The organism is Treponema vincentii (genome assembly GCF_010365865.1).
GTDB lineage: Bacteria > Spirochaetota > Spirochaetia > Treponematales > Treponemataceae > Treponema.
Genome location: NZ_CP048020.1, coordinates 1,489,904 through 1,515,419 on the forward strand (window position 1 = coordinate 1,489,904; position 25,516 = coordinate 1,515,419).

The following is a 25,516-nucleotide window of genomic DNA, read 5'->3' on the forward strand; positions in this document are numbered from 1 at the left end:
TCTTAGCCATTTTGCCGTTGGTGGTATATATATAGGGTATATATTTATGGAGGTAAATAGCTATGAAGAAACACAACCGTCGATATAAAGATTCTGTCTTTGTCGATCTATTCAGTGAAGATAAATATGCAAAAAACAATTTTTTAGCGTTGTATAATGCCCTGCATGATACGGACTATCGTTCTACCGGTATCCTAAAAAATATACGGCTCAAACAGGTGATGTATATGTCTTTTGCCAATGATGTATCGTATCTTATTGATAATAAGCTCATTGTATTAGCAGAGCATCAATCTACAGTAAATCTTAATATGCCGATCAGATGCCTTGAATATATCGCGCGTCTCTATGAGCAATTATATGAATCAAAAGAAAAGTATAGCCGCAAACAGTTAGTCACTCCAACGCCTGAATTTTATGTCTTTTATAATGGAAAAGAAGCTTACAGTGGCAACTCTGTATTAAAGCTATCCGATTCTTTTGTTAATAAATATAAGGCTGAATATACCCTTGAATTATCCGTAAAAGTAGTTAATATTAATTACGATAAAGATAATGTAATAATAAAGCGTTGTGAACCGTTGAAACAATATAGCCAATTTGTTGATGCGGTACGCCATCATATTGCAATCGATAGAGAACACGGGTTTGAAACCGCCATAAAAGAATGTATACAAAACGATATTTTGAGGGAATATTTACAAAGAAAATCGAAGGAGGTACTGAATATGTTAATCGGTGAATACGATTATGATACGGATATAGCAGTTCAGCGTGAGGAAAGTTTTGACATGGGACTTGCTGAAGGCGAAGCACGCGGTTCCCGCCAAAAAGCGTTTGAAACGGCACGGCTGATGCTGCAACGCGATTATCCGGAGTCTGAAATTTGTCTGATGACCGGCCTCACCAAAGAAGAAGTAGAAGGCTTGCTTGTAAGGGTGTAACCGTTGAGGATTTTCAGTAGCGGCACATACGGTAAAATACGGCTTTCCGTAAGCCTTTTGAAATAGACGATGCAGATGCTAGGAGCGTACAAAAAACACCCGCAGGCGTACTTACTGTACGTCGAGGACTGTTTTTTGTGAAGCGACAACGCAGATGCACCGTCTATTTCAAAAGGCCGAGGGACTGTATTTCTCATGGTATACCCGCTCATATAAAAAACGTTTATCTTCTTCAAAAAGATTTTCAAACACAAAACCGAGGACAGCGCAGTTGCTCTTGGGTAGAAAATGAGAAAATAAGCTGCGGCCGGTGCTATGAATGACACGATGAGGAAAATGCAGAACGAACCGAAGCGATTGCCGTTTTCCGATCGAAACGGCATAACGATCTCTGCAGCCACAGATGAGTATTTTACTGTCCACAAACAACATATACAGTCCGCCGGATGTGTAGGGGTTAAACATCATAAATGTTTGTTGTTCAAACTCATGTAGGCGGTACAAAAAAAGCGGAAAAAGATTTTGCGTTACCGGTTTTTCCGCCGTAAATTGTGCGGCTGTCTGATAGGCTGACGGCAAAAAATCTGTAAAAGCCGGGAGATACAGATCGGTATGGATAATCGAATCGAGCGGGAAATACTCGTGTTCCTGTGCAGTGATTGGAGGATTCTCCGGTATATGAATTTCCGCAAAAACATTGTTCTTTTGCTGTTCATCGGGATCGTATTTATATGCGCTATCGGGTAAAGTAAAAAAACAGCTACCGTCATCGGCATAAATAGCCGTATAAAAGACAATACTTCGTTTTTTATGATCAAAAAAAACGGCTATTTTTTTTCCGATAAATTCGGGAAGCGATTGAAAATAAAGCCTACTGTTCTTTATCGTATAGGCGCCGGACGGCAACATATAAAAAAGTGCCCCCGATTGCAAAAGAAGCGGAGGCAATTCCTGCAAAAATGTTTCAAAAACATAGCTATATTCAATCCGTGAGAGCGGAATCTGCATATTCTGCCCCCTTAAAATCAATATAAGAAATTTTCCATACAGTTTCTTCTTTTACTGCGCCGAGTTCCATCATAATAAAAAGCGGCTGTTCATCGTCGGCAAAAAGGTTCGGAACATCAGCGATATTTTCCGGCTGATCTTTGACGTCTTCCTCGATAGCTTTAGTACCTTCGGTATTTTCAATACTTTTGGTACTTTCGATAGGAAAAGCTGCCGGTTCCGTCTCCCCATTCTGCACAACCGTATCTTGCTGTATAGCTGTATCTTGATTTTTATTTGAGACTTCCGGCGCAGCCTGTTTTACAGTAAGTCGCATCAGTATTATCGCACTACCGTCCTGCTTAAATGACGGGCGTCCGTAAAAAGCATAGGAAAAATCGGGAAAATGTTCAAACATAAAACGCCCGAGATGCGGTAAAAAAGGTTTCTGTGTACTGAATAAAGCGCTGTCAATCGATTTTGCGACCATTGCAGCAGCGACCGTATCGCAAAAGCCAAGCAAATCTTCGGGGATATTCTGATAATCCAATATACCAAGCTGCGGTAATGAGGGTAAAATAGCGCCGTCATCGATGGTATCCGCATACGGAATAGGACGATTGCTTTCAATGGTATACGGTTCGGGAAGGGACGGAATGGCCAAATCGTTCAGTTCTTCCCATTGAATAGAATCAAAATACGTTTTATTTTGATCCCTGAGGGACTCCGAGCAAAGCGGCAACAGAACTAATATAAAAAAAGCTGCGCACCATTTTTTCCGCACTATTCTATACTCCCTACATCTTCCGCCGATACCCCATAGCACTCCCCTTCCCTGTCGGAATTATACGGCTCAATATGGATCACAATATCATAGACATTTCCAAGTGCATTGCGAATAACAAGTGAAGTCTTTTCTGCAATACCGTGCGCTTCGCTTACCGGCATCGATCCGTCTACCTCAATATCCAAATCGATATCCCAAAGGTTTGCCATTTTGCGTATCCGCGCTCGGTGCGGATTTTTAACTTCCGGGATGGTGGCTACAGCGCTAAAAAGTCGTTCGTAAAGCTGCTTATTGGTATTCCCGTCCATCAATTCTACATTGAGTTCGATAAAGAGCGTAATAGCCGATTTAATAATGAGGCACGAAACAAGCAATGCGACAAGCGGATCAAAATACGGCGCGTGGAATAGCAGAGAGATGATAAACCCGATGAGTACCGATGATGAAATGACGATGTCGTTTACCATATTGCGCGCGTTAGCAAGTATCATTAAACTTTGCGCTTTTTTGCCGAGGAGGTATTGGTTGAGCGCAAGTAAGAGCTTGCCGGCAATAGATACCGCTGTTACGATTATCGCAATGCGTTGCGGCATCGGAAGCAGCTCCCCCCTATAAACCTGTATCAGTTTATTGATTGAGGCGGTAAAGAGCTGGATACCGGCAAACATAATGATGAATGCCAGTACCATAGAAGCGATGGTTTCGGCACGCTGCCGTCCCCACGGATAGCGAGAGTCCGACGGTTTATTGATGATAAAGCTGACAAGTACGGCCATCACGGCGATACCGACATCAGTTGCAGTATCGATACCGTCTCCTAAAACGGCAAGACTGCCGGTCATAAGCCCGACGGCGAGTTTTAGTATGCAGAGGAATAGATTACCACCGAGCGCGATAAAAGAGGCGGTACGCACAATCTTGGTACGTGTATCTTGTGTAAGCGTATTTTGATCGGTCGGTTGCATTTAGGCGTAAAACTCTTTCATTGTGTCGGCAATATATTGAATATGTTCTTTTGTAATCCAATAGTGCGTTGTCAATCGGAAATAGCCGTCGCGGTCGCACGGATTGATTAAAATATTTTTTTCATGCATATATTCGACAAAGGCTTCGGTATCCAGTTTTGTATCTTCTTTATTTTGGAAAAACACAAAGTTAATATCTCTGCGGTCATGCGCAATCTCTATTTTATCGATATCGTTTAAGAGCTTTTCCAGCATCCCCGCATGTTGATGGTCGGTATCGAGGCGGTACCGCATCTCTTTTAAGGCGATTAAGCCCGCAGCGGCAAGGATACCTGCCTGACGCAAGCCACCGCCCATAATTTTGCGATTCCGGCGAGCTTGATCGATAAATTTGCGGCTTCCCGCTAAAATAGAGCCGACCGGTGCACATAAGCCTTTGGAAAGGCAGAACATAACCGAATCCACATGCCGCGTCAGTTCTTTCGCTTCAATGCCTAAAGAAACCGCCGCGTTAAAAAGGCGTGCGCCGTCAAGATGAATGGGAATATGATGACGATTTGCGCATCGCCTCACCTGTTCCATCTGCTCTACCGAAAACACCTTTCCGTTTGAATGAGCATTTTCCAAGCAGATAAGGCTTGTCGAAGGTTCATGAATATCATCGCCGATGCGTACCCGCGGTTCGATTGCTCCCGGCAAAAGGATAGAACCCTGCGCATCGATAGTCCGCAGCTGAACGCCCGCGATAATGCTTGCAGCGCCGCTTTCGTGCTGCACGATATGGCATTGGTCGTCTAAAATGACCTCACTGCCGCGCGGACAATGCGTGAAAAGCGCCAACTGATTTCCGAATACGCCGGAAGGCACAAAAAGCGCCGCTTCTTTTGCGGTAATACTCGCCGCATATTGTTCCAGCTCCTTAACGGTAGGATCATCTTCATACACGTCATCACCGACCGGAGCTTTCGCCATAGCTTCCCGCATCGCATCCGTCGGCCACGTAACGGTATCGCTACGCAAATCAATGTAGTTCATATATTCAAGTGTATCTCATAACCCCTTCCGATGCAATACAGACGCTTTCAATATTCAAAGATATTTTGTTAAAAGTAAACCTGTTCGGAAACTTCCGTTTCGGAACAGGTTACCTTGAAATGCGATGTTCTAAATCGTGCTATTTGTACGATTTAGAACTCGTCGACCTATTCGAAAACGCAGTTATCGAATAGGTCGAGTATTCCCGCTTGAAAGACAGACGCTGAAGCATATATTATAGGTTGCAGGGAACAATTAAAAACGGAAGTTTTTAATTGTTCCCTGCAAGAAATCTCTAAACAATCGGATAGGATGATGACGGAAGAAAAACCGGAAGCGTCGGCGGCATTTTCGCGGACTCGAGCAGATCATGCAATAGAAATACTGGAAGATTATACGGAGGCTATCGCCAAAATCAGTAAAGAAAACGGGAAATGCCGCGTTATGGATCTTGCACGATATTTCGGCGTAAGTCATGTGTCGGTCATTCAGGTACTGCAACGGCTAAAAGTCAATCATTTGATTGAAAGTGGTACCCATAAACCGATATGCCTTACCGAAGAAGGCCGTGCATTGGCGCGTGAATGTGCTATCCGGCATGGAATCGTACTTCAATTTTTACTGAAACTCGGCGTAAGCGAAAAAACAGCCCTACTCGATTCCGAAGGATTGGAACACCACATCAGTTCCGAAACATTGGAATGTATGAAGCAGTTTATAGAAAACCCCTAAACACTGGACTGCTATTATTACCATTCAAATTATGGTAATAGTCTTGACAAAATACTGTAGTATGCACTACATTTGTGGTGAAAATATGTAGTTTTTACTACATATTTTCCAAGTATTTTATGTAGTTTATACTACTAAAAATAGAAATTTTGTTCCGGAATAATTTTCCAAAGGAGCTTGTATGAAAAATCATACACAACGGACAACAATTATACTCATGATACTAACGTTTATTATCGGTATTGCCGGTATTACCGGTTGCACAAAAAAAGACGCGGCTGCGGCTGCAAGCAAAGCGGACGCTGCACGCCCCAAACGGGTAGTAACAACCTTCACTATTTTGCAGGATATGGCACAGAATATTGCAGGCGATAAGCTTCTCGTTGAATCGATTACCAAGCCGGGGGCGGAAATTCACGAGTATGAGCCGACTCCGCTTGATATTGTGAAGGCTCAATCTGCTGATTTGGTACTGCGCAACGGTTTGGGGCTTGAACGCTGGTTTGAAAAATTCATGGGCAATGTAAAAGATGTACCGAGCGTTACGCTCAGCGATGGAATTGAGCCGATGGGTATCGGGGAAGGACCGTACAACGGGATGCCGAACCCGCATTCGTGGATGTCGCCGAAAAATGCGCTCATCTATGTGGAAAATATCCGGAAAGCCTTTGTGAGTTTAGACCCTGCGAATGCGGAAACCTACAATGCCAATGCGGCTGCGTACAGTGAAAGCATCAAAAAGATAGATACCTTCCTCACTGAAAAGCTGTCTGAAATCCCCGAATCGCAGCGGTGGCTCGTAACCTGTGAAGGGCCTTTTTCGTACCTTATCCGCGACTGCAATATGAAAGAATTGTACCTGTGGCCGGTTAACGCCGATGAAGAAGGCAGCCCTCAGCAAATTCAAAAGGTGGTAGATACCATCCGGCTGCATCATATTCCCGTTGCCTTTTCCGAAAGTACCATCAGCAATAAGCCGCAGCTGCAAGTCTGTAAGGAGACAGGTGCCTATTACGGCGGGGTTTTATATGTCGACTCTTTGACGTATGAAGACGGAGATGCCCCGACTTATCTGAAAATGCTGGAATACAATGCCAATGCAATCGTGAAGGGATTCCAGGATAGTCTTTCACGGTAAGCCGCAGAGTGAGCATTACCCCTCCGCACGAATAATAAGGAAAGAATTATGGACGGTAAGCAGGAATATCCCGTTGAACTTACAGTAAAGGATGTCAGTGTTGCCTATAACAACGGACATGTCGCCCTATATGATGCGTCGTTTTCTCTGCAAAAGGGGACGATTACGGCATTAGTCGGGGTAAACGGCAGCGGAAAGTCCACGCTTTTTAAGACAATCATGGGCTTTATTAAACCGATGAGCGGACAGGTAACAATCTGCGGAAAACCGATTGGTATGGCACAAAAACAGCACTTACTTGCATACGTGCCGCAGTCTGAAGATGTGGACTGGTCGTTTCCGGTTAGTGTGTGGGATGTGGTGATGATGGGGCGGTACGGCTATATGAATTTTCTCCGTATTCCGAGCAAAGAGGATAAAGAAATGGCCGAGCGCAGTTTAGAGCGGGTACAGATGCTCGATTTTAAAGACCGGCAGATTGGTGAACTTTCAGGCGGGCAAAAAAAACGAGTATTCCTTGCGCGGGCGCTTGCGCAGCAGGGAAAAATCATATTGCTCGATGAGCCGTTTACCGGAGTCGATGTTAAAACGGAAACAGCGATTATCGAGCTGCTGCGTGAGCTGAAAAACGAAGGGCATCTAATCTTTGTTTCCACACACGATTTAGGTTCCATCCCGGAGTTTTGCGACCATGTTGTAATCATCAATCGGACGGTGATTGCCTCCGGCGCGACGGAAACCACCTTCACCGCCGAAAACCTGATCAAAGCCTTTGGAGGCGCTCTGCGGAGTATTAAGATTGATCATACCGATAATCCGGAAGACACTGCTCACGAAATAAGAGTATTTACCGATGACGAGGGGGCTTTGATTACCAAGCAGGAAGGCAAACCGTACCTCAAGGGCATAAGAAATGTTGTTGAGTAGTGGCGGTTCTGAAAAAGCAACCGCGCCCGATATATTTAAAGCGGTTGCGTCCCTTTCTGTGGAAAATTTTATTAAAAATTTTCCACAGTTTATTCTGAAGAGAAAGGCAAACACATTAGACAAATATATAAAAATCGCAGAATAATGGAGGTTGTGAGACCATTTGAACTGCAAAGCAGTTCAACTCTGGTCGAACAGCCCCATTATTCTGCGGGGTGTTAAAAAAATAGTCTGATGCGTTTGCCTTGATGGAGTGATATGTTATTAATTCCTTTTCAGTATGAATACATGGTGAAAGCGATTGTGGTAAGTGGAGGTGTCGGCGGGGTATGTGCCCTGCTGTCATGCTTTGTTGTGCTGAAAGGCTGGTCGCTTTTGGGAGATGCGCTGTCCCATGCGGTGGTGCCGGGAGTCGCAGTTGCTTACATTATCGGTATTCCGTTTTCAGTCGGCGCGTTTATCAGCGGAATGCTTGCGGCATTGGTTATGGGCTTTGTTAAAAACAAGACCCGGATTCGCGAAGATGCAGTTATCGGTATTGTCTATACCACGTTTTTTGCGCTCGGTGTGCTGCTGATCTCACTGTACCCAAGTAACATCAGCCTTACGACAATCATTATGGGAAATATTCTCGGTATTGCCGACAGAGATATTGTGCAAACGCTGATTATTGCAGGCGGAAGTCTTATCATCATCTTGCTGAAATGGAAAGATTTGCGGCTTTTCTCTTTTGATCCGTCGCACGCCCGCTCGATAGGACTGAACACCAATGCGCTCTACCTGTTGCTGCTCACTCTTCTTGCGGTTACGGCGATTGCGGCGCTGCAAACGGTAGGCAGTGTGCTTGTTGTGGCAATGCTGGTAACGCCGGGTGCTGCCGCATATCTGCTCACAGACAGATTTCCCATGATGATGGGGCTTGCGGCAATAATCGGGACACTCACCGCTTCAGCAGGAGCCTATATCAGCTATTATCTGAACGGCTCGGCAGGCGGGTGTATCGTTGCATTGCAGTTTTTCCTATTTTTAGCGATTCTGTTCTTTGCGCCGCATCACGGAATCCTCGCTGCACGGCGGACGGCAGCACGTTCGATAAAAGCCTTTTTTGCACAAAACTGAGGAGAGGTCTATGTGGTTAATGTCGGTTTTAGAGCCGTTTACGTATGGATTTATGATAAAAGCGCTTGTGATAGCGGCGTTGGTCGGGGGTGTTTGCGCTCTGATTTCCTGTTATCTGATCTTAAAGGGCTGGTCGCTGATGGGGGATGCGATTTCTCATGCGGTGTTGCCGGGAATTGTGGGGGCGTATCTTTTGCATATTCCGCTTGGGGTTGGGGCGTTTGCGGCAGGGCTATTGAATGCGGCTGCGACGGGGTGGATAAAAGACCGGAGCCGTATCCATGAAGATTCGGTAATGGGGGTGGTGTTTACAGGGCTGATGGCGATCGGGCTGATTTTGGTCACAAAGGTGAGTTCGAATATTCATTTTATGCATATTTTGTTCGGGAGTCTTTTGGGAATTGAAAGGGGCGATATGATACAGGCGGTTGTATGTTCGGTGGTGACGCTGGTTGTACTGATTGCCAAGCGGAAGGATATTCTGCTGTACTTGTTTGATAAAAACCATGCGCAGGCGGTGGGTTTGAACGTGCAGGCTATTCATTACCTGTTTCTTTCGCTGACGGCGCTGACCATTGTTGCGTCGCTGCAGGCGGCAGGGATTTTGCTGACGGTTGCAATGCTGATTATTCCCGGTTGTATCGCCTACCTTTTGACGGACAGACTGAACCGGATGCTCCTTATTTCCGCCTGCTCCGCGGTGATGAGTTCCTTGATTGGTACTTACGTGAGTTATTACCTGAACGGAGCGACCGGCGCCTGTATCATTTTAACGGAGTCGTTCTTTTTTGCCTGCGCGATGGTATTTGCGCCTAAATACGGTATGCTTGCGCACCGCCGAGCAGCGCGGAAAGCACGTTTAGCGCTCGCTTAGGACTCGCTTAGTGCGTCAAACAACGTAAAGGGAGATCGATATCGCTCCATTCTTCTTCGGTCATTACGGTTATCCCATTTTTCATAAGTAAATCTGCCGTTTTCCCATTTCCTGCAGTGAGTATTCCGGAAAAAGTCCCGTCATAAACCAAACCTTTTCCGCATGAAGGGGAACGGGCTTTAAGCAGTGCATCCGTACAACCATACTGCTGTGCTATTTCTAAAACTACAGCAGCACCTTTTTCAAATGCTTCGGTTACGTCATCGCCGTCAGTGTTAATGACTTTTCCTGCTTTTATTTCTGCTGCCGAACGCGGTGTCGGTAAGCCTCCAAGCTGCTCCGGACAGACCGGTATTGCTTTTCCTTCTCTTACAAGCTGCTGCACGTCAGGATTTATTGCTTTCTTTCCGTCATACCTACAGGGGAATCCTGCAAGGCAGGCGCTTACAATGAGCATAAGCGGAACGCTCCTCTTCACAGGTGTATCTCCGGCATTTTCGACGCTTCCGATAATACCGGCAACGCTGTTGTTTTAGCTACCTTTCCTGCGGTTCCGTAGAGACGGCAGGGAGTACGGTGATAGTTGTTTCAGAAATTGACTGTCTAACAGCTTGAATGCTTATCGTAAGCGCGTTTCCGTCAGCATCGATGACGGCGGTCGTATCGGGAGTAAAGTCGCCTGCGATAATTTTGACGGCAAGAGCATCTTCTATTTCGGTTTGCAGCAGCCTGCGCATCGGGCGCGCTCCGAGCAAGGGATCGTAACCGTGTTTGATACAATAGGCACGAGCCTCGTCGGTGATTTGCAGCTGCAGCTTCTTTGCTTCAAGGCGGCCGGTTAATTTGGAAAGCTCCAACTCGAAAATAGATTCTATTTCTTTTTCGGAAAGCGGGGTAAAGACAATTAATGAATCGAGCCGATTCAGAAACTCAGGGCTAAAGATTTTTTTTGCCTCCAGCTCCGCCGACTTTTTCATGCTTTGATAGTCGATAGTGCGGTTTTCTACCTGTGCAAAACCGAGCGGTTCTTCCATCAAATCCCTGGTACCGACATTACCGGTGAGGATGATCACCGTATTCCGAAAGCTCACCGTATGGCCGAGGCTGTCCCTCAGCTCCCCCTCCTCCAGCACCTGCAGCAACAGGTTAAAGACATCGGGGTGTGCTTTTTCGATTTCATCGAATAGGATAACGGAATACGGATTTCGCCTAATTTTTTCCGTCAGCATTCCGCCGTTTTCAAACCCAATATACCCGGGAGGCGCTCCAACCAACCGTGCAACGGCATGTTTTTCCATGTAATCGCTCATATCGACCCTAATAAGGGATTCCGCAGAGCCGAAGAGGAATTCGGCAAGCGCCTTTGCCAGCAGCGTCTTCCCTACCCCTGTCAGTCCTAAAAAGAGGAATGAGCCGATAGGCCGATCCGCCGATGCAATACCCGCACGAGAACGACGCAATGCATTTGAGATAATGCCGATAGCTTCATCCTGCCCAATAATGGTTTTATGCAGCTCTTTTTCGATATGCGCAAGGCGCTTCGCTTCATCGGAGCCAACACTTTTGAGCGGAATATCCGTCATCAAAGAAACGGTTTCGGCAATATCGGCAGGATCAACTTCAAGCATTGTTTTGTTTTCCTGATTAAGCCAATGCAGTTTAATCTTTTCCAGCTGAATCTTTAGGACATTTACTTCATCACGCACCGCAGCTGCCCGCTCATAATCCTGTACGGCAACCAAGTCTTTTTTTTCGCCGACAAGCTCGGTAATCCGCTGTTCGATAGCGGTTATATTTTGAGGCAGTTCAGTCGTATCCATCGTTTTCAAAGCTCCCGCCTCATCCATCACATCGATTGCCTTATCGGGGAAAAAACGGTCGGGAATGTAGCGAGATGAAAGCTCTACAATCTTCTTAATCGTCTCGTCCGAATAATGCACGTGATGATGCTGCTCATACTTTGCTTTAAGCCCTCCGAGAATAGCGCACGTTTCTTCTTTTGTCGGCTCTTTAATCAGTACGGATTGAAAACGCCGTTCAAGAGCGGAATCTTTTTCAAAATACTTGCGGTATTCATCTAATGTCGTTGCACCGATACACTGTATCTCTCCGCGGGCAAGCGCCGGTTTTAAGATATTGGCCGCATCGAGCGCCCCTTGAGAACCGCCGGTACCGATGAGGGTATGTAGTTCGTCGATAAACAGGATGATATTTTTACTTTCGCTTACTTCTTTAATAATACGTTTGATGCGCTCCTCGAACTGCCCGCGGTACTTGGTGCCGGCGACAATAGAGGCAAGATCAAGCGCAATAACCCGCTTTCCGAACAGAGACCGAGGTACTTGCTCATTCACAATCGCCGCCGCGAGTCCTTCAACGATGGAAGTCTTGCCGACGCCGGGTTCTCCAATCAATACGGGATTATTCTTGCTGCGGCGGGATAAAATCTGCATAACGCGGCGCATCTCCCGCACTCTGCCGATAACCGGATCAAGGAGGCCTTCGCGGGTTATCTTGGTCAGATCTCTGCTGAATTCCGATAATACGCTGTGTTTCTTTTTTTCTTGCTGTGGTTTATCGCGCCGAGTATCCGTACCGTGCAGTTGATTCAATGTCTGCTGCACATCATCCAGAAAAATTCCCTGCTGTAAAAAGAAATGCGCAAGAATACTCTCTTGTATCTGAGCAAAGGCCAGAATAAGATGCTCCGTACCGGCTGCATCCTGCTGCATGATCCGGGCTTGGGCAGCGGCGGTATCGACAAGCTGTTTAACCCTACTTGATGAAGGAATGTCTCCTTTTATCGGTTCCCCTTCTCGTATCGGCGTACTTTGTTCCAGCCGTAGCTGCAGTGTCAAAAAATTGACATGGAGATTCTCCAACAACCGATATCCGCGCCCCAGTTTTTTTGTGATGAGCGCAAGCAATATATGTTCAGGCTCTACCGTGTCGGCATTCACCCGCCGAGCCTCTTGCTGGCTAAAGATCGTTAACAATTCATAAAGATTTTGTGAAAGAGTATGCATCATGTACCTCTCGTTTCTACAGTCCGTTTTTTGCGGAGCTTTGTATCCGCAGTTCAGCTCGTTTTAAGATCTCCTGTACTAAAATCGCACGGATACGCTCAATACGGATCTCATCGAGCTGGAAAGGTTCTTCAAGATGAAACGTACCGTTTAGCATCAAAAAGGCAATATGGGCGGTTTGGGTTTGATACAGAAGCGCAAGGCAGGCTTCGGGGCTTAAACCTTCGATAAAGCCGAGATTGATGCCGAGTTTTATCTTGAACACAAGGTCTATCGTATCTTTTACATCGAGCAAGTATGCATTTTTAGCAATACTGAACGCTTTAATGACATCATCTTGAATACGCCACAGCTGCGTCCTTACCAATGAATCCCGCAATTCCCGCTCCTCATTGATAAGCGTTCTAATGGCGGTCATTATCATACCAATTTGTACCTCATCGGTATAGCCCGCGGAGCTTTTCGTAGAAATGAGGTATAGATAACCGAGCATCCGCTTTGTATTTTGCGCATAATATGCGTGCACTTCAAAATTCTGCTTTGTAAGCGCCTCTATCTTTTCCTGTATCTTGTTTGTTAACGAATGACCTGGCAGCGAACACAATACTGAATACTTTATACCGCTCCCAATATTCATCACATCAGAAGAAAGATAGCCGAAATCCTGGACTGCGCTGAATTCCAGCGTTTCAGCCAAGGTATCGATGATGTTTTTTCCCAGCGTAAAGCATTTTTGAAGTTCAAAGCCTGCATAGAACGCCGAAAGCCTGATGTGGTCTTTGATATTCACGGTTGCCGAAAGGATACCGTCATCACGAACAATGACCCCCGTACCGAAATTCCGCTCCAGATTTGCTGGGATAATATTCCGCTCTTCAAAAATCTTTTTTGCTATTGCATCCAACGTATCGAGCCTAATGGGATGAAAGCCGTCAACAGGAGGCAGCGTTTGGAATGCGGAAACTACAGTTCGATATACTGTTTCAGCATCTTCTTTACCGAGTGTCGGAGGAAAGCGGTAGTTCTTTAAGTTCCGTACAATACGTACCCGCGAAGAAAGCACCGTATCGTTGTCGTGTCCCGAATAGGTATACCATGCGTTTGAAGCAGCAAACATCCTAGGACGAAACCTCCTGCTCTTTTATCTTATCGCGGAGGTATGCAGCCAGCTCATATTCTTCATTCTCTACCGCTTTTTGCAGTTCATCTTCAAGATGTTGCAACGAGACTGCCACGTCCGAAAATGTCTCCGGTTGCAACGGCAAATTTCCAGCGTAAAAGATCTCTCCGGAACCTTCCTGCATAAACTTTAATACGGTATCGCGAAAATAAAAAAAACAACGAGGGCAGCCGATCACTTTTTTTTCTTTGACACGGCTGAGCGGCATTCCGCAATCGGGACACGCAAGAGGGTGGGCACTCTCATTTACCTTTTCTCGAGCGTCCAATTTAGGTACAAGGCCGTCAAAAATTGCTTTGAGCGAAAGAGACATTTCCTTATCATCGGAATAAATATGGTGTTTTTTAGCACATGCTCTGCAAAGATACAACTCTTTTGTCTTTCCGCCTACAATCTGCCGCACAAGCATAGAGGCATTATGTTTTCCGCATATTTGACATATCATGCTGCCTTCCTCATTCCCTTCTAATATTTTTCCAAGGTTTGTAATTTCCTTAGAAGCATACAGACAATGATTGATAAAATCAAGGACTAAGCTAAGGGTTGTTCTTTTATGTCGCGGGAGGCAGTATGCCGTTGACGTTTGCGGACAAAGGTTGCATGAGACATCCCGAGACTTTCTGCCGCAAGCCGTACATTGCCGTAGGTCTTATACGCAAAGTCGATGTACTCTGCTTCTATATCCGCGAGCGCAGCCTTTAGATCGTGGATACTGTCAGGCTGCTTTACCGGTATGTACAAGGGCTCCGTCTGCGGCTTACACGGGGTAATAAACGTATTCATGGCCGTAATTTCATCGCTGTCGGTAACGATAACAGCCCGTTCCACAATATTCCGCAGCTCGCGGATATTACCGGGCCATTCGTAACCAACCATCAGCCGGAGCGCTGCATCGGAAAAGTATTTATGGAATGCATATTTCCGGTTAAGCTGTTCGAGAAAAAGCTGCGCCAGCGGGATGATGTCGTTACGGCGTTCGCGGAGCGGCGGAATGTGCAGCGGGAACACCATCATTCGGTAATACAGGTCTTTTCGGAATTTCTTTTTCTTAACCATTTCTTCCAAATTACGGTTCGTTGCCGCAATGACGCGTATATCTACCGGAATGGGCTTTGTTCCACCGATACGCTTTACCTCATGCTCTTGCAGCACCCGCAGTAGCTTTACCTGCATATTCAGCGGCAGCTCGCCGATTTCATCGAGGAAAATCGTCCCTTGGTCGGCTACCTCGAAAAGTCCTGCTTTGCCGTTCTTATCAGCGCCGGTAAAAGCACCTCGTTCATAGCCGAATAGCTCGCTTTCTATCAGATTTGCGGGAATGGCACCACAATTCACGCTGATAAATGATTTTTTACTGCGGCGGCTTTGGCTGTGAACATATTGTGCAAACACTTCTTTACCGACACCTGTTTCACCGCTAATCATCACCGTTGTATCGAGCGGGGCAACCTTATCGGCCATACGGATAATCGAAAGTGTTACTTTATCGGCGGCAATAAAATCGGTTTTATCAAGGAACTGAGTCCTGATATGTTCCAACTCTTTATGAAGACGCAACCGCTCCTCGTTTCTGGATTCAATTTCTTCTCTCAGATGATGGATCTCGGTCATATCACGGACATTAGTGATGACCATTTCGATCTTATCGTCGGGGCCGAACACCGGCGTACTGGTAATCAACGCCTGCCGCCCCGTGCTAAATTTTTGCTGCAGTGTTACCGGCTTGCCGGTTCGGATAGCGATTAAGAACCCCGACTGAGAGATTGTACCGCTCTCTTCAAGCTGTTTCATGTTACAACCCATCACATCGTCGCGACAAATACCGGTAATCATCTCGTACGCTTTATTTGCCCGCAGCGTATTAGCCTGTCCATCGGTGATATAAATACCGTCAAACATATTTTCAATGATGGAATCGAGCTGCTTTTCCGCATCCAGCCGGATCGGACAAGAATCTTTTCTTAAACATTCATACTCAGACATAGCACCACCCTCCCACTATCTTTTATGATTTGAGCGGAGTTATTCTAATATGTCGGATAAGTTCTCCTTCCATATCATATACTTGAAACATATATTCACCGATTTGAGCTTCACATCCAACCGTCGGCGTTTTTCCTATTGCCTGTAAATAATTGAATAGATACCCCGCAACGGTGTGCCCGTAAGATTCATCGAAGTCTGCATCGAGCCTCTTATTAACCTCTTTCATACTGATACCGCCGTTTACGATATAGTCCCCACCGGTTTCATGATTATGTACTTCAGGATCATTGAAATACTTACGGACGGCAAAAAGGATTGCGATAGCGATAACACCTAACAGAGAGCTCTGCATACTGCTGTGATCCATAATGAGCGCACGAGCAATCGTATACAAAAGTACCTCGATAGCGCTGCCCGGCGTATGCTTTGTGAGCATCTTTACAAACTCGATACCGATAACCAGCTCGAATACCGTTGAAAGAAATTCCGCAAACGAGGGAATCTCCGTACCTGCAAACGTACTGATGATAAAGCCTTTCAGCTGTACAAGAACGCGAATACAGAGAAGCAAAATTCCGATAATGACTACAAGGGCAAGCAAAATTTCCGTATAGCTTGCCAGCAAACCTAAATATCGCCTAAGGTTTTGTTTGTTCAGTTTCGCTTTTAATTTATTCATTATCGAATATTATACACTGAAATGCTCAAAAGAAAAGAGTTAATTGACAATAAGTGGGCAAATTAATGGATAATGGGTAATCGCCGACTTAATTACACATACCAAATCAAATTACACGCGTTGACAGGCCGGACTAATTGCGTTACCATTTAAGCAAATGTAATAAATAACTTACATTGGGAGCATTGTATATGGAAAAGTTAAGCGCATTAAAAGAAAAGACAAAAGCGAAAGTTATCGAAATACTCGGAGACACGCATTTTCAAAGCAGAATAATATCCATCGGTATAACGGTTGGAAGCGAAATCGAAGTAATTCAGAATTATAAAAAACAGCCGGTGCTTATGTATTGCAGAAACACCGCGATTGCAGTCAATAAAAAAGAGGCTGATAAGATTATGATGGAGATATTATAGCTATGAAAAAAATAACCATTGCGCTGCTTGGTCAACCGAATTCGGGGAAATCAACATTATTTAACGGACTTACAGGTGCAAATCAGCATGTCGGCAACTGGCCGGGAAAAACCGTAGAGAAAAAGGAAGGAGACTTTTCGCATAAGGGTACCGACTATACAATCGTCGATTTACCCGGCTCTTACGGCTTGTCGGCACACTCCGAAGAAGAAGTCATTACACGAGAATACATAGCGAATGGAAAGGCCGACCTTGTTGCGATTATGGCGGATGCATCGCAGTTAAACCGGAGTCTTTTTATGCTATCCGATTATGCCGGTATACAAGTTCCCGTTGTCCTTATTATGAATATGATGGATATTGCGCATCAGCAAGGTAAGATGGTGGATATTGACGGATTGCAGAAAGCGCTGAATATACCGGTTATCCCGATTATCGCAGCAGACAAAAAAGAATACGCTTCCCTGTATGACTTTTTAGAACACCGGAACGGAGCGCTTTTAAAAGATGAAGTGCTGAAAACATTATACGAAGATACGATTGGCGAAAAATATCGTACGTTGGAAACGTATATTCCGAAAGACGGCATCGGCGTTTTTTCACAAACGTGGATTATAAGTAAACTTGTTGAAAAAGATCAAAAAGCGATTGAATTGGTACAAACAGCGGTCGATGCAACGCAATTTAAAAATATCGAAAGCATATTACAGGACATAAAAGACGGCAATTTATATACCGGACAATGTAAATTTAATTGGGTAGATTCGCTCATTAAAAAATACGTTACGGAAAATCGGCATACTTTTACCAGAAGCACATTCGATAGGCTCGCGACAAGTAAAACATGGGGTAAACCGATTGCTGTCGGCATTATCATTGCGGGATTAATTGTTTCGATGCTAATCGGTTTTCCGTTAATGGGAATATTTTGGGTTGCTATTCCGCCGCTTTCCGGTTTACTGGCGAAAGGGCTTATGCTCCTTGGCGCTGCAAATTGGATAATCTCGCTTGTGTGCGGCGCAGTTATGACTGCCGTTACGTTTGCGTTTATGATGGTCAGCTATGTATTCGGCGTCAGTTTAGTGTTCGGATTTATGGAAGATGTCGGCTATATGGCACGGGTTTCCTATGTGTTTGATAACACGATGTCTAAATTGGGATTGCAGGGAAAAGCGATTATGCCTTTCTTGGTGAGCTTCGGCTGCAATATCGGAGGCGTTACCGGATCGAGGATTATCGACTCATGGGGGCAGCGGGTTATGACGATAGCGCTTTCGTGGGTGGTGCCGTGCGGGGCGACATGGGGCGTTGTGGGTGTCGTCAGCGGAGCCTTCTTCGGTAAGCAAGCGGTTTTTGTTGTTTTGAGCTTATTTGCCGTTGCATTTTTACACCTCTTAGTTACATACCGGATTTTCAGAAAATCGCTTTATAAAGGTGATGAAAATCTTGGCATGATTATGGAGCTGCCCCCTTATCATAAACCGCATTGGAAAAATCTCTTTGCTTCCGTTTTGAATAAAATGGGCAATGTGTTTAAAAGAGCGTTGAGTGTTATCGTACTTATTTCCGTGGTATTTTGGGCGCTTGCGTACACGCCGGACGGAAACATAACAAACAGCATCATTTATAAAATCGGTATGTTTATAGAACCCGTCACAAAAATCTTCGGATTACCGTGGCAGCTTTTTATGGCATTTGTTGCCTCGGCGATGGGGAAAGAATCCGCGCTGGGAGTGCTGGCATCCCTGTTTACGTCATCCGGTATCTGGAATGCCGTTGCAACGCGGGGTACCGTTGATACGGCGGTTTTGAGCAACACGATGCTCGCGGCTATTTCAAAACCCGAAGCACTTGCATTCCTCTTTGCGTTTTTCTTTAATATGCCGTGCTTGATGGCGCTTGCCGCTACCGCACAGGAAACGCACTCTAAAAAATGGACGATAACCATTGCGGTGTATTATATTTTTTCCGCACTTGTAATTGCCGCTATCGCGTATCACATCGGGATGCTTATCTTTTAGAAAATAGCCCTGTTCCGAAACGGAAGTTTTCGAACGGGTTTAGCGGTCGTAACATGCTCATACGCTTATTGGAATTGTTAAAATCGGGAAAAACATATACGATTCAGGAACTCGCCGAGCTTGCGGATATGGATGCCGCAAGCGTCAAGGCGGAAATAGAATATCTTGAACACACCGGTTATATTAAACCCGGAGCTATTCAAAAAGAAGAAACAAAAAAACACAACGCTTGCCATCATCACTGCAAAGGATGTAATGGGTGCGGCTGATAGCACAGCCTGTTATGAACCAAGAAAATTGAAATTTTGCTCCAAAGCTCTGCAGCGGAATTTGCGCTTTTTACCGTTTTGCATTATACTTGCCGCATGAGAGAATTTATGAGTCGCGCATTGCAAAAACTGCCGCGTATGAACGATTCGCAACTGCGCTCTTTTATTCAATTGATTGCCGATGACTACGCACTGTTTGATGCGATGATGGATTCGCTTACAAGCGGCGTCATCATTCTGGATTCCGATCATACCATTATAAAAACTAACCGTGCAGCTTTGCGTATTCTCGGTATCCCGCTTTCTGAAAGCCCCGAACGGCCGCTGTGGGCGTCTATTCCCGACACCAAGCTGGCGGATTTTATCCATACGGTGATAAAAAATGAAGAGACATGTACCGCAGAGGAATTTGTCATTGTTGCCGATGAGGGAAATCACTACATTGAGCTTTCGGTACTGCCGCTTGTAAAAGAAAAAAGGGTGCGCGGTACGATTATCACCGTTGAAGATATTACGCAGCGAAAGCGAGAAGAAATCAACAACCGACGGCTTGAAAACCTCGCAAGCCTTACCAATCTTGCAGCCGCGGTTGCGCACGAAATAAAAAATCCGCTTGCGGCCATCAGTATCCACGTCCAACTGCTGCGGAAGAACTTTAAAGCATGCAATTTGGAAATTAACGCAAAGGCGCAAAAGCACCTCGATGTAGTAGAAGAAGAAATTGAGCGATTAAATAAGATTGTGGTGGACTTTCTCTTTGCCGTTCGACCGCTCCAGTGTGAATTTGCACCGGTCGATGTAAACGAACTTATTAAAAATCTTTTTGCTACCTTTCAGGAAGAATTTTCCGCAGCCGGCATCTCTTTTGTCCCTCAGCTCGACGGCGAACTGCCGATTATTCAAGCGGACGAACGCTTTTTACGCCAAGCACTGATGAACATTCTAACCAATGCAAAAGCGGCGATGATGCCTGCGGGCGGAGAACTCGGCATTACGACACGGTATGACGAAGAAAACGTATATATCGCTATTACCGATACGGGAAAAGGCATTCCGCCCGACATACTGCATAAGATTTTTGAGCCATATTTTACAACAAAGCCGGACGGAAGCGGGCTCGGCCTTACCATGACGTATAAGGTGATTAAAGAGCACGGCGGTGATATTCAGGTTCATTCGGAGATCGGCAAGGGAACCCGTTTTACGCTAATCTTGCCTATTACTCACAGTGAGAGACCGCTTCTATTGGAAGCACATACTGCATACGATAATAGTACAAAACCTCAATTTGAGAGCATAAAAGATGAAATTTAAGATTTTAGTTATCGACGACGAAAAGAATATCCGCGAAGGGCTCCAGATGGCGCTCGAGGACGAAGGTTACGAGGTACTGACTGCGGAAGACGGGGCAGACGGACTGCATAAAGCGCTGTCGGAGATGGTAGACCTTGTCATCACCGATCTGCGAATGCCGGGCATCGGTGGGCAAGAAATTCTCCGCAGGGTAACTTCGGAAACGCCGGGCGTACCGGTTATCGTGTTGACCGGCCACGGTACCGTCGAAACCGCCGTCGAAGCGATGCGCATGGGCGCGTATGATTTTTTAACCAAGCCGCTCGACCTTGACCGGCTTTCCCTGTTGGTTAAACGCGCCCTCCAGAACCGCGAGCTGGTGCTGCAGCACCGCGAACTTGTCGAACAAATGCAGTCGGATAAAACATTCGAGCACATCATCGGGAAAAGCGCGGCGATGGAGCATGTCTTTGAGATGATCAGAAAGGTTGCTCCCTCACGGGCATCCGTGCTTATCACCGGCGAAAGCGGTGTGGGGAAAGAGCTTATTGCAAGCGCAATCCACAACCTTTCCCCGCGAAAAAACAACAGCTATATCAAGGTGCACTGCGCCGCGCTTGCGGAAAGCTTACTGGAAAGCGAACTGTTCGGGCACGAAAAGGGTGCATATACCGGCGCGGTCAGTCAAAAACGGGGACGATTTGAACTTGCCGACGGCGGCACGATCTTTTTGGACGAAATCGGAGAAATCAATCAGAGTTTGCAGATAAAAATACTGCGCGTACTGCAGGAAAAGCAGTTCGAGCGGGTGGGCGGCGAAAAGTCAATCACGGTAGATACTCGTCTTATTACGGCAACCAACCGCGATCTTGAAAAGGAAGTCGCCGCCGGTACATTCCGCAGCGATCTGTATTACCGCCTGAATGTGGTACATATCCACGTGCCGCCGCTTCGGGAACGGAAAGAGGATATCCCGCTGCTAATTGCCGCCTTTATCAAAGAATTTACGGAAGAAAACGCAAAACAGATTACCACCATCGAACCGAAAGCCCGCGCAGCGCTCTATGCCTACGATTGGCCCGGCAATATCCGGCAGCTGAGGAACTGTCTGGAAAGCGCAGTCGTGATGAGCTCGGACGATACCATCCGCCTGTCCGATTTACCCGAACCGGTACGTGAAGCGGAACAAAATTCTTCCATCCGCATCCAAATCGGCACTCCCCCTCGCCGAAGCGGAACGGCACATCATCATGGAAACGCTCGCCGCCTATAATGGAAATAAGTCGAAAACCGCCGATATACTCGGCATCGGACGCAAAACCTTGCATAGAAAACTCGATGAATTTGCGGCACATGCTACTGATGCCACCGATTCTAGTGCGGAGTAAAACGGGTCGCACGGGGGTAAACCAACAGGCAGTATTAAAAAAAAGCTTTGTTACAGATTTACGCCGATGACAAATCGGAAAACTCCCGGCCGTAAAAACGTTCGAACCGGATGCATATACTCTCCACCAATCTCCACCGATCTGTTTAATGCCACAAGGCAGTTTACATAGAGGGTGTCCAAATAGAGGTAGCCGCCGGTATGCGCTTTTGAAGCGAAATTCCCTGTCAGTATCCATGCATAGCCGGTATGAAAGGATATACGGTTTATAAACAGCGGTAAGAAAGAGCTGCCGTTTTGCACGTCATAGCTAAAAAATGTAAGATCGCATACACCGGATATTCCTCCCGATACTTTGCCTGTTCCAAGCGAAGCAAATTTTTTCCGCATTGCATCAGTATTATATGCCGCAAAAGAGGGAAAATAATTAGTTTCCGTAACAGGGTAATGAGCGGCAATATGCGAATATGTTCCGTTTAAAGGATTAAACTGTGCATTGAATCCAAGATAACCGCTCAAAGTAAAGCGAAGCGGTACTACAGGAATATAGCCGTCAAACGATGCCTGAAAAACGGCAGCATTGGCTTTTTGTTCAACGCAGTATGCATGAGCAAGAGAGCTTGATATGGAGACACCTTGAAGATCCTTTGCAAAGAAAGGAGACCGTATTATGCGGGAACTGCGGACATTTCGGTAATAAAGCTGCCCTTCATGTGCAAGTACCGTATACTTGTATGGAAACGGATAGAAGGTTTTACCGGTATCGGATAAAGGCGCTATCCATGCTGCCGTTGCCAGATAAGAGAGTTTAAACATTTCCCATGAATAGGAAAGCGGAATAACGCTGCTTGCACCGACGCCAAATCCGGTTTTACGGTAGGTAAACGTCTTTGTATCAAGTTGATCAAAGACATTCATATTTAACGAAATAGGCCTAAAGTGATAGGCGGCATCGGCTTTTATTTGTGTAAAAAAAGGCTTTAGCAGAAATAGCAATGAAGAATTAACTTCGATTGTCTCCGTAGGATCAAGCATAGCCAGTTTTATCCCGATACCGTATCCTCCGTAACGCCGTATATCGGCAGGGATATTGGCTGTTGGCCGTACCTTTGCCCGCCACAGCCATGTGAGTGGCTGATACCGGCTCGGATTGAGAAGCTCAAGGTTAGGAAGCTTGGTCGATGCCGGTATATCCGGTTGAACAGTTATAGCTGTCGGTTGGATAGTTTTTACCGTAAGCTCCGATTCTTGCATAGTATATAAACGGTGATAGGTACCATGCTGCCCTACGTAAATGATGGAATGATTGCCGACTTCATTCGATAGCTGCTGTTTCTCCGGCAGTAGAATGGGAAAGAACACGCCGCCGGAAATATCGGTTTGCTGTGTTTTTATGATGCCGCTTTTAGGATAATAAAGACCGAGCCGATAGAGCATATTCATCTCAGCCCAAGAGAAAGCAAGGATATACTCATTACCGCTTTTTACCGATTGTAAGTAGCGGATTGCGTAGGGGGTATCTTGTTCAGGCAACGACGAAAGACGGCCTGTTTCGGTATCGATACGTAAAATAGTACGTTTTACCCCATTTGCTGCGATAAGGGCAACCTGCCCTTCTCCGATATAACAAGGACTATACAATGAGGCAAAGGATTGACCGGGACCAGCCGTATATAAAACTTTCTTAACTTCCTGTGTAGTACGATCAATCAATACTGCGGAAAATGATTGATTCTTTAGCCTTATGGAACAAAGTGTCTGATTGTCAACAAAACACGCCGCCATACTTGATGGTATCGGTTTACCGATAAATCGACGTTTTTTCATATCAAAAATACGTGAGCGCTTTTGCGAAGTTTTATTACTTGTTTCAACTGAATCCGAGACAACGAGAAGAGAGCCGTCCTCCGAAAAAGACAGTTGATTTAACGAAAAATCCGCTGTAAAAAGCTTGACGGGTGTGGAAGCTGCAATGGTATTGTCTGTATTATCGATATTTACGTGTGTAAAATATACCGCTTGACTGTCAAAATCATAATAGGCAAAACCGTCATGGGAAGCTGCAAGAGCGCTATATCCAGACTTCTTTGTCTGAGAAGCAAAGGGAGCAGGTTCATTCAGTTTTTCCGGCAGTGGAATAGTGTTGATAAATTGATTCCATGCGGCGCTTACCCCTTTATCATAAATGGACTTGAATTTTCCCGGTATAAAAAGTCGCCAGCTCAATTTCCACAACTTTGAATACGACTCCATCCCATACGTTTTTTGTAAATAGTCAGCGAAATAACCGCCATAGATATACGGCCACAATCCGGTCGGATACATATCCCGCGAACTTGCAGCTTCTGTCCACGTCGGAGTGATACCATCGATTTTATTCTGAATCAAATACTGTTTAATCAACGGATCATTTAAACGACCTTGTCCATGCAAACTTTCAAATGAAACAGCCGCTCCTTCTACAAAAGACATCGGTAAAATATTTAAAAGGGAAAAAGGAACGTCAAGCGTGAGAGCGTGAGTAAGTTCATGGTAAAAAACTTGTAAGAGTGTGTCGGGCAAATTACCGAGTGTCCCATCCGTAATCCCGGTATCGTAAAGGACAATGCGGCGATGCGGTGTCCGGGTAAAATATCCATTAAGTTCTTCCGTATCGGATACAAGGTATACCGGTATACGTCCTTTGATTTTCTGTTGCAGAGCGGTACATATTTCTTCGGCATAACCGTCGGCATATTCTGTCAGCAGTGCTGCAGAAGGAGCCGATGCTTCCCTATAGATAATTTCAAAATACTTGGTTTTAACAGACTGCAGCGGTTCTGTAAAAGCCGGAGCTATGGCGACAATGAAAAAAAAGAATATTCCTAAAAGTTTTGCTTTATTATTCCTATGCTGTTTCATGATTAATCAATCCTCAAGTTCCGAATAAAACCGATCAATAAGCTGCTGTTCACACTCGGCATACTGTCCATTGATAAAGAGCGGTAAATAGGTATCTTTAAACTCAAACCAGCTTTCAGCTTCTTTTTCAGGAATAATCGGATAAAAGGACACGGTATTACTTTGCGCAGCCTGTAAATCGCCGGGAGCATCACCGATTTTTAATATACATCCGTCTTTATATCTGCCGGTCTGTTTCAATGAGGCAATCACTTGCTTTTTGCTGCCGTTTTCTTGCGTAAAAATACCGTCCACAAACTTGATTAAACCGGCTTGCTCCCATTCGGCAGTCACGGCAGCATTATTGGCAGAACTGACAACAGCTATATCGGCAACGGCATAAATAGCTTCGATGCTTTCATAAACATACGGGAAAGGGATGCGGTCTTCCAGCGGTATTGCAGCAATAGTCTTATTGACATTTATCGACCATTGCTCGGCAAGTGCAAAAATAGGATGACCGACACTTTGATATGCCTGCCTGATGCCTTCATTCGACAACTTTCCGCCCGAATTAAGGAAATGTTCATAGGCTTCCAATCCGTCAACAGGAATAAAGTGCTTATCGATATACCGGCATACCTCAAAAAAGCCTTTAAAGCGATTTATTGCACGCTTTTTGCTGAAGAGATTTATCTTATTCCAATAATGTAAAATCGGTTCCGCATGATCGCGCAAATTGAATATGTTTACCAGCTCCGGCCCGAAAGCGCGGTAATGCTTGAGGTTCATCGTATCCATAGCACAGCCGTCGCTGTCGATACAGACTAAAAAATCCTTCTTCCGTTGGAAATCCATCGCGGCCTCTCTC

At 45.5% G+C, this 25,516-nt stretch carries 22 protein-coding genes and 1 pseudogene; 11 read left to right on the plus strand and 12 right to left on the minus strand.

Annotated features, from left to right (window positions below):
• The first annotated feature begins 62 nt into the window (after positions 1-62).
• A complete protein-coding gene (locus GWP43_RS07000; RefSeq protein WP_162663567.1) occupies positions 63-944 on the plus strand; it encodes an Rpn family recombination-promoting nuclease/putative transposase in 882 nt (293 codons plus the stop codon).
• Between the two features lie 168 nt (positions 945-1,112).
• Here the strand turns inward: GWP43_RS07000 and GWP43_RS07005 are convergent, their stop codons facing one another.
• The 4 genes from GWP43_RS07005 to ltaE are packed head-to-tail and all read right to left on the minus strand — an operon-like array spanning position 1,113 to position 4,718.
• Positions 1,113-1,952 (minus strand): hypothetical protein, encoded by an 840-nt coding sequence (locus GWP43_RS07005; RefSeq protein ID WP_162663568.1) that lies wholly within the window; start codon positions 1,950-1,952, stop codon positions 1,113-1,115.
• A complete protein-coding gene (locus tag GWP43_RS07010; protein WP_162663569.1) occupies positions 1,927-2,715 on the minus strand; it encodes a hypothetical protein in 789 nt (262 codons plus the stop codon). The genes GWP43_RS07005 and GWP43_RS07010 overlap by 26 nt, the downstream gene beginning before the upstream one ends.
• Positions 2,715-3,683 (minus strand): cation diffusion facilitator family transporter, encoded by a 969-nt coding sequence (locus GWP43_RS07015; RefSeq protein WP_162663570.1) that lies wholly within the window; start codon positions 3,681-3,683, stop codon positions 2,715-2,717. Before GWP43_RS07015 ends, GWP43_RS07010 begins: the two co-directional genes overlap by 1 nt.
• On the minus strand, positions 3,684-4,718 hold the full coding sequence (gene ltaE / locus GWP43_RS07020; protein ID WP_162663571.1) for a low-specificity L-threonine aldolase: 1,035 nt from the start codon (positions 4,716-4,718) through the stop codon (positions 3,684-3,686).
• 315 nt (positions 4,719-5,033) lie between these two features.
• Between ltaE and GWP43_RS07025 the strand changes: the two genes are divergently transcribed.
• From GWP43_RS07025 to GWP43_RS07045, 5 genes are all read left to right on the plus strand, one after another.
• The gene (locus GWP43_RS07025) at positions 5,034-5,450 is read left to right on the plus strand and encodes an iron dependent repressor, metal binding and dimerization domain protein (RefSeq protein ID WP_162664790.1); all 417 of its coding nucleotides are present in this window, start codon (positions 5,034-5,036) and stop codon (positions 5,448-5,450) included.
• 181 nt (positions 5,451-5,631) lie between these two features.
• Positions 5,632-6,588 (plus strand): metal ABC transporter substrate-binding protein, encoded by a 957-nt coding sequence (locus GWP43_RS07030; protein WP_162663572.1) that lies wholly within the window; start codon positions 5,632-5,634, stop codon positions 6,586-6,588.
• 48 nt (positions 6,589-6,636) lie between these two features.
• Positions 6,637-7,515 carry a metal ABC transporter ATP-binding protein gene (locus GWP43_RS07035; RefSeq protein WP_162663573.1) on the plus strand — a complete coding sequence of 293 codons (879 nt, stop codon included), beginning with the start codon at positions 6,637-6,639 and terminating at the stop codon, positions 7,513-7,515.
• A 258-nt stretch (positions 7,516-7,773) separates the two neighbouring features.
• Positions 7,774-8,634 (plus strand): metal ABC transporter permease, encoded by an 861-nt coding sequence (locus GWP43_RS07040; protein WP_162663574.1) that lies wholly within the window; start codon positions 7,774-7,776, stop codon positions 8,632-8,634.
• A gap of 10 nt (positions 8,635-8,644) precedes the next feature.
• Positions 8,645-9,508, plus strand: coding sequence for a metal ABC transporter permease (locus tag GWP43_RS07045; protein WP_044016519.1), 864 nt, complete (start codon positions 8,645-8,647; stop codon positions 9,506-9,508).
• A 7-nt stretch (positions 9,509-9,515) separates the two neighbouring features.
• On the opposite strand, the gene GWP43_RS07050 is transcribed toward GWP43_RS07045, so the two are convergent.
• From GWP43_RS07050 to GWP43_RS07075, 6 genes are all read right to left on the minus strand, one after another.
• Positions 9,516-9,965 (minus strand): 2-thiouracil desulfurase family protein, encoded by a 450-nt coding sequence (locus GWP43_RS07050; RefSeq protein ID WP_162663575.1) that lies wholly within the window; start codon positions 9,963-9,965, stop codon positions 9,516-9,518.
• Between the two features lie 79 nt (positions 9,966-10,044).
• A complete protein-coding gene (locus GWP43_RS07055) occupies positions 10,045-12,534 on the minus strand; it encodes an ATP-dependent Clp protease ATP-binding subunit (protein WP_162664792.1) in 2,490 nt (829 codons plus the stop codon).
• A 16-nt stretch (positions 12,535-12,550) separates the two neighbouring features.
• Complete coding sequence (locus GWP43_RS07060; protein WP_162663576.1) at positions 12,551-13,651, minus strand: ATP--guanido phosphotransferase; 1,101 nt, start codon at positions 13,649-13,651, stop codon at positions 12,551-12,553.
• Between the two features lies 1 nt (position 13,652).
• A complete protein-coding gene (locus tag GWP43_RS07065; protein WP_162663577.1) occupies positions 13,653-14,159 on the minus strand; it encodes a UvrB/UvrC motif-containing protein in 507 nt (168 codons plus the stop codon).
• An 86-nt stretch (positions 14,160-14,245) separates the two neighbouring features.
• Positions 14,246-15,697 carry a sigma-54 interaction domain-containing protein gene (locus GWP43_RS07070; protein WP_162663578.1) on the minus strand — a complete coding sequence of 484 codons (1,452 nt, stop codon included), beginning with the start codon at positions 15,695-15,697 and terminating at the stop codon, positions 14,246-14,248.
• Positions 15,698-15,719: 22 nt separating this feature from the next.
• The gene (locus GWP43_RS07075; RefSeq protein ID WP_162663579.1) at positions 15,720-16,379 is read right to left on the minus strand and encodes a transporter associated domain-containing protein; all 660 of its coding nucleotides are present in this window, start codon (positions 16,377-16,379) and stop codon (positions 15,720-15,722) included.
• A 191-nt stretch (positions 16,380-16,570) separates the two neighbouring features.
• On the opposite strand from GWP43_RS07075, the gene GWP43_RS07080 reads away from it, so the two are divergent.
• The 5 genes and pseudogenes from GWP43_RS07080 (at position 16,571) to GWP43_RS07100 (ending at position 21,766) form a co-directional block, all read left to right on the plus strand.
• Positions 16,571-16,795, plus strand: coding sequence for a FeoA family protein (locus GWP43_RS07080; RefSeq protein WP_162663580.1), 225 nt, complete (start codon positions 16,571-16,573; stop codon positions 16,793-16,795).
• Between the two features lie 2 nt (positions 16,796-16,797).
• Positions 16,798-18,816: a ferrous iron transport protein B gene (feoB, locus tag GWP43_RS07085; protein ID WP_162663581.1), complete on the plus strand. Its 2,019-nt coding sequence runs from the start codon at positions 16,798-16,800 to the stop codon at positions 18,814-18,816.
• Between the two features lie 53 nt (positions 18,817-18,869).
• A complete protein-coding gene (locus GWP43_RS07090; RefSeq protein ID WP_162663582.1) occupies positions 18,870-19,085 on the plus strand; it encodes a transcriptional regulator in 216 nt (71 codons plus the stop codon).
• Between the two features lie 96 nt (positions 19,086-19,181).
• A complete protein-coding gene (locus GWP43_RS07095; protein WP_315450632.1) occupies positions 19,182-20,399 on the plus strand; it encodes a two-component system sensor histidine kinase NtrB in 1,218 nt (405 codons plus the stop codon).
• Positions 20,389-21,766: pseudogene (locus tag GWP43_RS07100) on the plus strand (sigma-54-dependent transcriptional regulator). Before GWP43_RS07095 ends, GWP43_RS07100 begins: the two are co-directional and overlap by 11 nt.
• A 50-nt stretch (positions 21,767-21,816) precedes the next feature.
• Here the strand turns inward: GWP43_RS07100 and GWP43_RS07105 are convergent.
• Both GWP43_RS07105 and GWP43_RS07110 read right to left on the minus strand, forming a co-directional pair.
• Entirely contained in the window at positions 21,817-24,666 is a 2,850-nt protein-coding gene (locus GWP43_RS07105) for a hypothetical protein (RefSeq protein ID WP_162663584.1), read from the minus strand.
• 6 nt (positions 24,667-24,672) lie between these two features.
• Complete coding sequence (locus tag GWP43_RS07110) at positions 24,673-25,503, minus strand: HAD family hydrolase (protein WP_162663585.1); 831 nt, start codon at positions 25,501-25,503, stop codon at positions 24,673-24,675.
• Positions 25,504-25,516: the final 13 nt, after the last annotated feature.